This is a genomic window from Kitasatospora sp. NPDC058444 (assembly GCF_042721415.1).
Taxonomy (GTDB): domain Bacteria; phylum Actinomycetota; class Actinomycetes; order Streptomycetales; family Streptomycetaceae; genus Kitasatospora.
Map to the genome: position 1 here is coordinate 159,332 of NZ_JBHXLL010000012.1, position 12,152 is coordinate 171,483.

Consider the following 12,152-nt stretch of genomic DNA (forward strand, 5'->3'; position numbering starts at 1 on the left):
CTGCGGTCGATGGCTGAAGTCAAGCACACGGCCAGGACAGGAGGGCAATCCACCGGGGCGGCCCCTCGGCCCGGACTACCGGCTGAGGACCGCCATTCCCCGGTACTCCAGCTCCACCCGGTAGTCGGGCGAGTCGATCTGGGCCTGGAAGGCCAACTCCACGAAGACGGCGACGGACACGGACGCCATGTGCTCGCTCCAGTCGGGATCCAGCACGGCCGCACCGTCCTCGCGATCGGTCAGGTGGACGTCCCCGTGGTGCAGGTAACCCTCCAGGGTGAGCTCGGCGTTCACCCGGACCTCCCCGAGGCTGAGCCCGTACTCGTAGGTCTCCGCCGGCTGCCAGTCGATCGATCCGAGCATCGGGGCCACGTCCGCCACCGAGGTGCCCGTCATCGCCGCGAGCACACGGTGGCCCCGGCCGTTGTACGTCGGCTCGTCGTCCAGATCGACCTCCAGGTGGACCAGATCCGCACAGGCGGACGCGACGGCCTCGCGCAGCGCGTCGTCGAGGTTCCGTGGCGGAGGCCACGGGTCCGACTCCTGAACGAAGGCCCGGAGCAGGACGAGACAACTTCCCCGGACCGTGCGCACGCCGACACGGGGAGAGATGTTGAACAGGGTGTCGTTCTCGGTGTCGTCGGGTGTGTCGAGGATGACGACGACGCTGAGCGGATCCGGCCGGTCCGCGGCTGCCAGGTCCAGGAGTGTCCACTCCGGACGGAACGCCGACTTGAGGTCGATCGGGATCCGGATGTCACTCTCGGGCACCTGGCAGTACAGGTCGTGACTGCTCGTTCCTCCGGTGCCGATGGTGAACCGGTGCTCCAGCGCCGTACCCAGGCTTTGTTCGAGCACCCGCATCACATACGGCACCCCTTGATTCCTGGTCATCATCGGTTCATCGGAACTGATGATGACCAGGAGTGCCCGCAGGATACGGTCGATCTCCTCGTGGACCCATTCCCCGAACCGGCCCCCGAGGTGCCCCCAAACCGCCTCGCGCATGAGGTCGTACGCCTCGCGGATGGAAGGCACCACATAGCCGGGTGCCGCACGATTGCGCAGGAGCGCCAGCGGCGACCGAGAGTGGTGCGCGTGGTGGTTCACCACAGGAGGTGACGTCAACTGCCTCATCGCACGGGCGATGCGCCCCGGTCCCAGCAGCTCGGGTCCCTCGGGAATGCCATTCGCCATCACGCGGTGCAGCAGTCGGGGGAAGGAGTCGGGGCCCGGCCCGTTGCACAGGACGTAGACATCCGCGTCCACCTCCAACTCCATGGGGTACTCCGAGCTACCGGGGAAGCTCTCGAAAATGATCACGATTCGGCGGAAGTCACCCTCCAAGAGGATGTCCGCCAGGTGTTCGAGACTGAGGACTTCGTGCCCCAACACCAGGAAGCGGGGCCCGATGCCCGACCCCACCCGGACGAGTCCGGCGAAGTACAGGAGAAAGGTCTCGTCGCCTCGCCGAAGACTGCGGCGGAGCACGTCGACGAATTCCTTCCGTCCACGGGGCTCCCTCACGACCTGACAGTGGCCGGGTGGCAGATGCCAGCCGTCCGGGGACATCAGCACCCCGCGCATCTCCTCCAGCGCCTCATCGATATCACCGATCCTCGAGAGCTGCGCGCGCTCGGGCACCCCGACGAGCAGCGCCCCGGTCCGGCTCGGGTCCGGGAGGCTCGGAGCGGCGAAATTCTCGGACCGCGGCCGCGCACCCGTCCCCCGCACCGCCCGCCGTCTGCGCCCGCCGTCCAGCACGGCGAGGAGTTCCTCCGAGGCCAGGGCGAACGGCCGCAGCTCGGCGGGCAGTTCCTGGGCGCCCTCCGCCGCGACCGCGGCCACCGCCGTGCCCGCTCCGGGCGTGCGGGCGGCGACGTAGCGCGTCAGCGCGGCCTGGACCGTCCAGGCGTCGTGGCGGCTGAGCAGCGGTGCGAGCCGGGCCCGGGCGGACTCGGAGAAGGTGAGCACGGTGGGCCCGCCGTCCACGGTCGCGATGTCCGCGATGCCGCTGGTCAGCAGCTCGGCGAGATCGCTCACCGAAGCCTCCGGGACCGTCTCCTGCCGGATCAGCCGGAGCAGCGGCAGGCTCATCCGGCTGAACGGGCTGCACAGCGCCGCCAGCCGCTTGGCCGCCGGGGAGCCCGCGTGGAGGAAGGCGGCCGCTCGGCCTTCGGCGTCCGGGGCGGGCGGCGCGTACTCGGCGAACGGCGAGGTGAGGACGCCGGTTTCCGGCAGCAGTACGGCGTCGTGGCCCGCGCGGGCGCCCCGCATCACGCCGGCCGCCCAGCGGCGCAGCGCGTGCGGGGTCAGGGACAGGGTCGGCAGGGCGACCCATCCGAGGTCGGGTCCGAACAGGGTCTTCAGCGCCAGCGGGACGGTGTAGGAGAGCTCCGTGTTGTGGGTGGACGGCGTCCGCTGCCGGACCCGTACGGCGGGCAGGTCCAGTCCCGTGCCGGCCCAGAGCCGTGCGGGCAGCGGGTTGAGCAGGACGACCGAGGTGGCGGCTCCCCAGTCCCGCAGCAGCAGCCGGACATCGGCCTCGCGCCAGCCCGGCGCGGCGCAGTCGGACACGACCAGGACCAGCTGCCGGCCGCCCGGCGCGGGAACCCCGGCGGTCGCGCGCGCGTGGCCGCGGGGGTCGGTGACGCGCGGGTCGGGCCCGACGGTGAGCCGCAGGGACCGGACCAGGCGGAACGCGCCGAGGCCGGCCAGCAGGGAGGTGAACTCGTCGACGGTCTCCCGCCACACCTCCATGGTCGGGTGGGTGTCGACCACCACGACGGCCTCGAACCACGGCTCGGGGGCGGGGGTGAACACCGGGACGAGCTCGCCGCTGTCCGCGTAGGCGCGCACCGTGGCGTCGAGGTCCAGGGTCCGCCGGGTGCCGCGTCGGTAGCGGCGTTTGAACGGGCGCAGGGCACGGCCCAGTTCGAGGGCGTGCGGGAGCGCCCGCCCGGTCGCCACGTCGACCGGGCGGCCGTCCGGTGCGGGCAGGCCGGGCAGGGGCAGACGCTCGTACAGCGGCACGTCCCGGCTCACCGGCCGGGCCTCCCGCGGGGGTTCCGGCGGGGTGTCGTCGTCGCCGTGCGGCCCGTTCGACCGCTCGGGACGGGGGGCCGCCGACGGCGGCGGGGGTGTCGCCGGTTCCGCCGGGCCCGGGTTCCCGGCCGGTGCCGCGGCGAGCCAGAGCGCGTCGGCCACCGTGGCGGCGTCCGTGCCGGGGGGCATCGCCTCGCTGAGCGCCTCGACCAGGGCCGCGAGGCTGTCACGCACCGGACAGGTCCCGCAGCATCAGCCGGAGCAGTCGCTCCCGCTCCGCGCCGGTGGGCGCCCGGTCGTCCGTCACCAGCCGTACGGCGTTGAGGAGTTGGTCGACGGCCAGGCTGTCGCCCCGGGCGATGCGCTCGGCGAACCCGGTGATGACATCGGCGGCGGGGCCCCGGTCGTCCACCTCGCAGCGGAGATGGGCCTCGACCGCGCGGCGCAGCGTTTCCGGGGTCGGTGTCGGCATCTCGTAGCGGATGCAGCGGCGGAGGAAGGGCGCGGGGAAGTCGCGTTCCCCGTTGCTGGTCATCACGATGAACGGGAAGGTCGTGCACTGGACCTTGCCGTCCGTCACCGGGTGGGTGGCCGTGTCGTCCCATTCCCGGACCCGCACCTGTCGGCGCGGGTGGCGGACCAGCTCGGGGATCTCGAAGCGTCCGCTCTCCAGGACGTCCAGCAGGTCGGCGGGAAGGTCCAGGTCGCTCTTGTCGATCTCGTCGATCAGCAGGGCCCGGGGCCGGTCGCCGGGCAGCAGGGCGGTGCCCAGCGGGCCCAGTTGGAGGAACGGGGCGATGTCGGCGCTGCCGTGTACCCGGCCCGGGTAGCGGCCCGCCCGGCCCACCCGCTTCGGGCGGGCCGGGCGGGGCGCCGCCGGGGCCGACCGGAGCCGGAGGGCGTGGATGTGCCCGAGCGCGTCGTACCGGCAGAGGGCGTCCGCCAGGCTGCTGCGGGACGTGATGTGCCACCGCAGGGGCTTGCCGAGCTTCAGCTCGGCCGCGACCTGCTCGATCACCGAGGACTTGCCGGTGCCGGTGCTCCCGGTGATCAGCAGCGGCCGGTGCAGGTACAGGGCCGCGTTGACGGCGTCGGTCAGGCCTTCCGGCGGCAGGAACGCCGTGGCGGAGTCTCCGCCGGAGAAGCTGCGCCACGGCGGCGGGGGTGGGAAGTCGACATCGCGGGGCCGACCGTCGCCTCGGTAGTACGTGTTCCAGGTCATCAGGTGCTCCTCGGGGCGAACGGCGCGTGCTGCTCGTAGGTGTCGCAGAAGTCGAACCAGTCGGTGTCGTGCCAGGCGGCACGGAGGCAGGCGAGCGGACCGAGGTGGTCGGGAGCCTCGGCGCACCCGTCGTCCTCCTCGTCCCAACTCTGGCGCTGCGCTTCGTTCAGGACCTCGGGCAGTCGCTCCCAGACCTGGCCGAGGCGGGATCGGGCCGCTTGGTCCACATCGCCCTCCGTGTCCGGCCAGAACAGGATCGGGGTGTAGGGCAGGAGCGCCGTGACCAGTTCCTGGAGGTGCGAGGGGCGGTGGCCGACTCCGATGGCCCGTCCGTACTTCCCCCTGGCCAGGCTCGGCATGAGCTGCGCCACCACCGTGCGCTCCTGGTCCAGCCAGTCGACGGGGGCGCTCTCCAGGGGGTCCTGGCGGAGCGTCTCCAGCTGGGCCCGGGCCCGCTCGTTCAGTCCGCGCATCCCGGCCGGCACCACGAGGCGCCCGGACCAGCGCAGCGTGACCGTGCGGTGGGTGCCCAGCAGGTACTGGTCGACCAGGGCCTGCTCCGGGCGCCAGTTCAGCAGCACCGGCGCGGTGGCGACGATGTCGACGTGCCCCACCTCGGCGCGGCCCGGGGACGCCTCGTACGCCCAGGCGATCACGTCGGGCAGGACGGCCTCCACGCCGGTCCGGTCGGGCCGGCACGGGAAGTGCTCGTGGCGCAGGCAGCCGGGCCCGTCGCGCAGGCACGCGGACAGCGAGTCGGGCCAGTCCACCTGTGCCGCGTGCAGGCTGATGACCAGCCGCAGCGCCCGCTCCCGGCGGTTCCGCTCGTACCTCTCGCGGGCGTCGTTGAGGCTGATGGGATCGGCCGTGTTCCGGGCCCAGCGCCGCACCCGGGTGTCCGACAGGTCGCTTCCGCAGGTGTCGGCCACGGCGACCACGTACCAGGCCAGGGCGAGGTCGGGGGACACGGTTCCGGCCACGCTCGGCGTTCGCAGTGCCGCGTGTTCCAGGAGGTGTCGGAGCAGCGCACGGCCGGTCAGCCCACCGGGCGGCCGGACCGGCTGGATCCCGTCGGCGGCCCACTGGCGGTTGAAGTCGGCCGCGAGCCGGCGCAGCAGCGGGGTGGTCAGGGCGGACCCGGCCAGGTCGACCAGGAGGCTGCCGGTGTCGATCGCGGCGACCAGGCCCTCGGCGACCTCGGCCGCCCACCGGGCGGCGGGCGGCCCGGACGGGTCGAGGGCCCGTTCGGAGAGCTCGGTCAGGGCCTCCCGGCTCCAGGGGTCCGGGGTGGCGGGGCCGCCGGGCCAGTTCCGCAGCGCCTCGGCCAGGTCCTCGGCGCCGATCGCACCGATGCCCTGGTTCTGCGTCCACGGTCGGCGCAGCCGGTTCAGGGCGAGCCACAGTGGTTCCTCGGCGTCGGCATCGCCGTCGAAGTCGACGTTCTGGACGTCCTGGTCCTTCAGCCTGGGCCCGACCCGCAGTTTGAGCGCGCCCGTCCTGAGCATCTCGCCCTCGTCCGGGATCCCCTCGCTGAGCGCCTCGGCCAGCTCGTGGCTGAAGTCCAGCCGGTAGGCCTCCTGTTGGGAGCCGCAGGCCATCAGCACGGAGAGCCGCTTGCTCCCGTTCCTGAAGCCACCGGCCAGGGCCGCGGTGTTCGGCACGCCGGCGCCGGCGTGACAGGTGTCGATGAGCGCGATCACGCCCGTGGCGCCGGTGGCGTCGCTCGCCAGTTCCAGCAGGGCCGCCACGTCGAGGGAGCGGTCGGCCTCGTCGGGGAGGCTGTCCGCGGCCATGTACCAGAGCTTCCCTCCGGCCAGCGGGGTCTGGCCGTGTCCGAGGAAGGCGAGGACCAGGGTGGCGCCGGCCCGCGCCGCCACCCGGACGGCCGCACGGATCGCCTCGTCCGCCTCCCGCCAGGTGACCGACCCCGACCGCAGGTGTGCGGCGTCCCCCGCGGGGGCCGGACTGGGCTCGCACCTGCCGGTCCGCGGATCGGTCAGCACGTCGAAGAGCCGGTCGGCCCTGGCCGTCAGGTCCGGGAGTTCCGGCATCGCCGCGCACTGGGTGGCGATCAGCACCAGGTGACGGGCCGGTGGCCGCCACACCTCGCTCATGACCGTGGGGCCGTGGCTGCCCGGGCCTCCAGCACCGGACCCGCGACCTCCTCACGCCGGAGGTAGGTCGTGGCGTCGTGGGACCAGAACCTGGCGGACGTCAACCGGTGCGGTGTCGGCCGGACGCCCGCCGAGTTCGGCTCGACGGCCTTCACCAGCCGGCGCTTGGGCACCACGAGGTCGTCGCTGTCCCGGAAGTCGGCCCAGGCGGCGACGGTCTCCGGGGTCGCGGGCGGGCGGGGCCTGATCAGCGGCCGGACCACCCCGGGGGTGGCGATCGGCGAGCCGACCGTGACCAGGAGTGCCACCGGACCCCGATACTCCGCCAGGGCCTCCAGGGCGACCACCGTGCCCAGCGAGTGCGCCACGACGATCGCGGGCCGGGACGGGTCGAGGCATCGCAGGACCCGGTCGCGCACCCGCCGGTCGAGCGTCCGCCCGGTGGCGTCCGGCTCGGCCCGTCGCAGGTAGCGGCCCGGCTGGGAGAGGATCCCGAGCAGTTCGACCCTGCTGAGCCGCCGGGCGCCCCAGCTCAGCCCGGGCAGCGCGGCGACGGAGGCCAGCATCAGGTTCAGGTGCCGCACCGGGTTGAGCACGCCCTGTGCCTCGCCCTGCGGGCTCAGCTGGGCGCGCACCCGGGCGAGGCCCCGGTGGTCCTGGTGCCCGGGCGACGTGGCGAGCTCGTCGAGGAATTCGGCCAGCAGGTCCAGGGTGAGCACCGCCTGCTCCTCGTCCGCCCCCGCGCCCGCTCCCTGGGCACCGTTCGCGGTGAAGAGGTCGCCGTAGGAGGCGAACGCCGAGTCGGCGGCCAGGGCGGCGGCCAGGGCGGCCCGCTCCGGGGCGCTGCCGGCGGCGCCCGCGCCCTCGGCCAACGCCCGTGTCCAGTCGGCGAGTTCCTTCGCCGCGTCGCGGGGGCCGCCGATGCCGTGGACGAAGACCAGCTGCGGCCTTGTCTGCCCGGTCGCCATGGTGTCGGTCGTCATGGCCGGTCCCCCACATCCGTCAACGCGCCGCCCCTCCCCCTCCGCCCGGCCGGCCGCGGGCCGCCCGTGGGCGTGTCCACGGCGGTGGCGACGGTCGAGCCCGTGGCCGCGCACCGATCGGAGCAGGGGGAGACGAACGGTACCAACATCCGCTGCCCGACCGTGAATCCGGCCGGTCGGGACGCCGCCGGCCGGTCGGCTCGCCGCGGCCCCCAGGTCAGGGAGACGGGGGGTCGGGAGGCGGGCCGTCGGGGTGGGTCGAGGAGTGGTAGGCGGCGACGGCGGTGGGGAGGGTGGGGAAGATCCGGTCGGGGCCGACGGAGGCGCTCAGGCCGTAGGCGTCGAGTTCGGCGCGCAGGTCCTGCTTGACCCGGGCGAGGGCGAAGACGATGCCCCGGGCCTCGAGTTCGATCCGCAGGGCGTCCAGGGAGTCCAGGGCGGTGATGTCCACCTCGACGTTCGCCTCGGTGTTGAGGACGAACCAGCGGACCGGCTCGGGCTGTTCGGCCAGGGCGGCGAGCGCCCGGCGCCGGAGGTTCTCGGCGTTGGCGAAGAACAGCGGGGAGTCGTAGCGGTAGACGAGCAGGCCGGGGACGGTGCGCGCCTCGGGGTAGTCGTCGACGTCGTGCATGCCGGCCACGCCCGGCACCAGGCCGAGGACGGCGTCGTGGGGGCGCGCGACCCGGCTGAGTAGTTCGATCACCGACAGGCCCACCGCGACCAGGACGCCGTAGAGGATGTCCAGGCTCAGCACGCCGACCATGCAGCCGAGCGCCAGCAGCAGTTCGCGGCGGCGGAAGGAGGCCAGCCTGCGGAAGCCGGCGAGGTCGATCATCCGCAGCGCGGCGAACACGACCAGGGCCCCGAGCACGGCGTCCGGGGTGTCGTGCAGCAGCGGGCTGAGGAACAGCAGCACGGCGACGACGCCGACGCCGGCCGTGAGGGCGTACAGCTGGGTGCGCCCGCCGGCCGACTCGGCCAGCGCGGTGCGGCTGGCGCTGCTGCTCACCGGGAAGCCCTGGAGGAAGCCGGCGCCGAGGTTGACCGCGCCGAGCCCCAGCAGTTCCTGGTTGGCGTTCAACCGCCGTTCCTCGCCGGGCTTTTCGAAGGCGCGCGCGGTGAGGATGAAGTCGGTGTAGCCGACCAGGAGGATGCCCAGTGCCGGCATCAGCAGCCGGTTCAGCTCGGTCAGGTCGGGCAGCGCGGGGCGGGGCAGCCCGGCCGGGATCTCGCCGATCACCGCGAGGCCGTGGTCCTCGAGCGAGAACGCGGCCGAGACCGCGGTGCCGAGCACGACGGCGAGCAGCGGTCCTGGCAGGCGTGGGAGGAGGCGGGCCATCAGGAGGAGGAAGAGCAGGGTGGCGGCGCTGAAGGCGACCGTCGGCAGGTGGGCCTCGGTGAGGTTCGACGCGAAGGACGTCAGCTGCGGGAAGAACCCCTCCCCCCGCACGTCGATCCCGGTGAGTTTGGACAGCTGGTCCACGATCATGATCAGCGCCACGCCGGCGAGGTAGCCGATCAGCACCGGCCGGGAGAGCAGGTCGGCGACGAAGCCGAGCCTGGCCAGCCAGGCCAGCACGCACAGCAGGCCGACCACCACGGCCAGGCTCGCGGCCAGGACGGCGTACCGGGCGGTGTCGCCGCCGGCCAGCGGCCCGATCACGGTGGCGGTCATCAGCGCCGTGGTCGACTCCGGCCCGACCGACAGCAGCCGGGACGAGCCGACGAGGGCGTACAGCACGATCGCGGGCAGGATGGCCCACAGCCCGGTGACCGGCGGCAGGCCCGCCACGCTCCCGTACGCCATGACCTGGGGCACCAGGTAGGCCACCACCGTGGCACCGGCCAGCAGGTCGCCGCGCAGCCAGTCCCGCCGGTAGGCGCGGAGCACCGCGAGTCCCGGCAGGGCCGGCACGACGCGGCGCCATCCCCGGTCGGGGGGAGCACCGTCGGGAGGAGCGGCGTCAGGGGGAGCACCGGCGGCCATGGATCTCCTCAAGGACTCCGGAGCACCGTCACGGACGGGAGGCGGCCGTCGCCGCGCCGCGGGCGGCCGGCGATCGGCGGGCCACGAACTTGCCCAGCTCCCAGAGCAGCAGGAGCGCGACGGCGGCCAGCAGGGCCCAGCCGAACTGCCGGGCGTCGATGTCGGTGGTGCCGAGGAGGCGGTGGAACGCGTCCATCTGGGTGACCAGGACCGCCAGGGCGAACTCACCGAGGGCCGCCAGGTTCATCTGCCGGCTGTCGAAGGTGCTGACGGTCAGCGCCGAGCCGCGCTCGCTGCGGCACTCGTAGGCCGCCACGATCAGGCAGAGCGCGAAGGCGGTGAAGGCGATCGAGTTGCCGATGTGCGCGCTGTGGTAGTGCGCCTCGCCCAGTTTGGTCAGCCCGAGCAGGGCGACCGTGACGGCCAGTCCGGCGAGCCCGACGGTGATCATCACGGGTCTGGTCAGCACCGTCTCGCCGCGCGGGCGCGGGGTGCGCCGCATCAGGCCGGGGCTCTCCTGGTCGAAGCCCAGGGCGAAGCCGAACGGGGCGTTGACCACGAAGTGGACCCACAGGACCTGCGCCGGGGTGAACGGCTCGCCCGCGGCGATGTTCAGGAGCGCGGCCCCGAGGAAGGTCAGCACGAACGTCACCAGCAGCACCAGGACGAACCGGATGTACTTGGTGAGGTTGTCGTAGAGCTTCCGGCCCTCCTCCACGGCGTAGACGATGGTGGCGAAGTTGTCGTCGGCGAGGACCATGCGGCTGGCGTTCTTCGCCGCGTCGGTGCCGCTGCCCATGGCGATGCCGATGTCGGCCGCCTTGATCGCCGGCGCGTCGTTGACGCCGTCGCCGGTCATGGCGACCACGTCGCCCTTGCGCTTGAGCGTGGCGGCGAGCAGCACCTTGTGCTCGGGCGCGACCCGGCCGACGACTCCGATGCCGTCGATCCGGGCCAGCCGCTCGTGCTCCGGCAGGGCGGCGAAGTCGGCGCCGAGGACGGCCTCCCCGTCGATGCCGAGCTGCCGGGCGATGGCCGCTCCGGTGGTGACGTCGTCGCCCGTCACCATGCGGACCCGGATGTGGGCGGCCTGCGCGCTGGCGACCGCGGCCTTCGACTCCTCGCGCGGCGGGTCGACCATGGCCACCAGGCTGGTCATCCGCAGGTCCTCGACGTAGGCCAGCAGGTCGCCGTCCGGGTCGAAGTCCGCCGGGTCCAGGTCGCGGACGGCCCCGGCCATCACCCGCAGCCCTTCGCCGCCCATCCGCTCGGTCTGAGCCCGGGCGCGTCCGCCGAGGTCGGCGTCCCAGGGGACGACGACGCCGTTCGCGACGGCCGAGGAGGCGCGGGCCGTGACGGCGGGGGCCGCGCCCTTCACGAAGCACCGCACCACCGCCCGGCCGTCCGCGTCCTTCGCCTCGTTGAAGCTGGCCATCAGCTTGTAGGTCGGGTCGAAGGGCAGCGTGGCGAGCCGGGGGAGGCGCTCCCGGGTGCCCTCGATGTCCAGCCCGGCCTTGTGGCACAGGACGAGCAGGGCGCCCTCGGTCGGGTCGCCGACGACCTCGCCCCCGACCAGTTTCGCGTCGTTGGCGACCAGGTAGGGCAGGACGGCGTCCTCGATGCTCGGGGCGGAGCCCGCGGCGTGGTGGATCCGCCCGTCGAGGCGGTAGCCGGTGCCGGAGACGGTGTAGCGGTCGGTGGGGCTGAGCACCTCCACGACCGTCATCTGGTTCATCGTCAGGGTGCCGGTCTTGTCGGAGTTGATGGCCGAGGTGAAGCCGAGGGTCTCGACGGACGGCAGCTCCTTGACGATCGCGTGCCGCTTGGCCAGGTTGAGGCTGCCGACGGAGAGGATGACCTGGCTGACCGTCGGCAGCGCCTCCGGGATGGCCGCGATGGCCAGCGAGACCGCGCTGACGAAGAGGGCGTCCCACGCCTGGTCGCGGCTGCGGCCGAGCGCGAACATCACGACCATGGTCAGGCCGGCCGCCGCCGCGATCCACAGCGTCAGCGTGTTGAGTTCCCGGGTGAGCGGCGACTGCTCCTTCTCGGTCGCCGACAGCATCCCGGAGATCTTGCCCAGTTCGGTGCCGGAGCCGGTCGCCGTGACGACGAGCAGTCCGCTGCCGTGGGTGACCGGGGTGTTCATGAACGCCATGTTCGTCTGGTCGCCCGGGCCCAGCGGTTCGGCCGGCAGGGTGCCGGTGTCCTTGGCGGCGGGGACGCTCTCGCCGGTCAGCGCCGACTCGTCGATCTGCAGGGCGCTGGCCTCGACGATCCGCCCGTCCGCCGGGACCTCGTCGCCCGCCGAGAGGAGCACCGCGTCGCCCACGACCAGCTGTTCGGCCGGGATCTCCGCCTCCGTGCCGTCCCGCCGCACCCGCGCGGTGGCCTTCATCATCGACCTCAGCGCGTTCATCGCGCTCTCGGCCTTGCCCTCCTGCCGCAGGCCGACCACCGCGTTGAACAGCGTCAGGACGATCAGCAGGATCCCGGTGGTCCACTCCTTGATCGCCAGCGAGACCACCGCCGCGGCCAGCAGGATGATCTGCATGTAGCTGCGGTACTGGTCGAGGAAGCGCAGCCAGTCCGGCCTCGCCTTCTCCTCGGGCAGCGCGTTCGGCCCGTTCGCGGCGAGCAGTTCGGCCGCCCGGGCGGCGGTGAGCCCGGTCGCCGGGTCCACCCCGAGCGCGGACGCGACCTCGCGGGGAGGTCGCGCGTACCAGGGGTCCGGGGACTCCTGCGGGCCGGCCGGCCCGGGCTGCTCCGCCATGCTTCACTCCTCAAGATCCGAGTGGCCC

6 protein-coding genes are annotated in these 12,152 nt (G+C 73.3%); all 6 read right to left on the reverse strand.

What is annotated here, in order from left to right:
• Nucleotides 1–75: 75 nt before the first annotated feature.
• The 6 genes from ACFWP2_RS15955 to ACFWP2_RS15980 all read right to left on the reverse strand — a co-directional run bounded on the left by ACFWP2_RS15955 (nucleotide 76) and on the right by ACFWP2_RS15980 (nucleotide 12,124).
• A complete protein-coding gene (locus ACFWP2_RS15955) occupies nucleotides 76–3,279 on the reverse strand; it encodes an SAV_2336 N-terminal domain-related protein (RefSeq protein ID WP_380451399.1) in 3,204 nt (1,067 codons plus the stop codon).
• Nucleotides 3,272–4,267 carry an ATPase gene (locus tag ACFWP2_RS15960; RefSeq protein ID WP_380451401.1) on the reverse strand — a complete coding sequence of 332 codons (996 nt, stop codon included), beginning with the start codon at nucleotides 4,265–4,267 and terminating at the stop codon, nucleotides 3,272–3,274. The genes ACFWP2_RS15955 and ACFWP2_RS15960 overlap by 8 nt, the downstream gene beginning before the upstream one ends.
• Nucleotides 4,267–6,381: a hypothetical protein gene (locus ACFWP2_RS15965; protein WP_380451403.1), complete on the reverse strand. Its 2,115-nt coding sequence runs from the start codon at nucleotides 6,379–6,381 to the stop codon at nucleotides 4,267–4,269. Before ACFWP2_RS15965 ends, ACFWP2_RS15960 begins: the two co-directional genes overlap by 1 nt.
• Nucleotides 6,378–7,364 carry an alpha/beta hydrolase gene (locus ACFWP2_RS15970; protein ID WP_380451405.1) on the reverse strand — a complete coding sequence of 329 codons (987 nt, stop codon included), beginning with the start codon at nucleotides 7,362–7,364 and terminating at the stop codon, nucleotides 6,378–6,380. Before ACFWP2_RS15970 ends, ACFWP2_RS15965 begins: the two co-directional genes overlap by 4 nt.
• 217 nt (nucleotides 7,365–7,581) lie before the next feature.
• A complete protein-coding gene (locus ACFWP2_RS15975; protein ID WP_380451407.1) occupies nucleotides 7,582–9,351 on the reverse strand; it encodes a SulP family inorganic anion transporter in 1,770 nt (589 codons plus the stop codon).
• 28 nt (nucleotides 9,352–9,379) lie between these two features.
• Nucleotides 9,380–12,124, reverse strand: a complete 2,745-nt coding sequence (locus ACFWP2_RS15980) for a cation-translocating P-type ATPase (RefSeq protein WP_380451409.1) — start codon at nucleotides 12,122–12,124, stop codon at nucleotides 9,380–9,382.
• Nucleotides 12,125–12,152 lie beyond the last annotated feature (28 nt).

Bases quoted from the DNA above. Each gene is read 5' to 3' on its own strand.
- ACFWP2_RS15960 (WP_380451401.1), bottom strand. From the start codon at position 4,267: ATGACCTGGAACACGTACTACCGAGGCGACGGTCGGCCCCGCGATGTC.
- ACFWP2_RS15965 (WP_380451403.1), bottom strand. From the start codon at position 6,381: ATGAGCGAGGTGTGGCGGCCACCGGCCCGTCACCTGGTGCTGATCGCC.
- ACFWP2_RS15970 (WP_380451405.1), bottom strand. From the start codon at position 7,364: ATGACGACCGACACCATGGCGACCGGGCAGACAAGGCCGCAGCTGGTC.
- ACFWP2_RS15975 (WP_380451407.1), bottom strand. From the start codon at position 9,351: ATGGCCGCCGGTGCTCCCCCTGACGCCGCTCCTCCCGACGGTGCTCCC.
- ACFWP2_RS15980 (WP_380451409.1), bottom strand. From the start codon at position 12,124: ATGGCGGAGCAGCCCGGGCCGGCCGGCCCGCAGGAGTCCCCGGACCCC.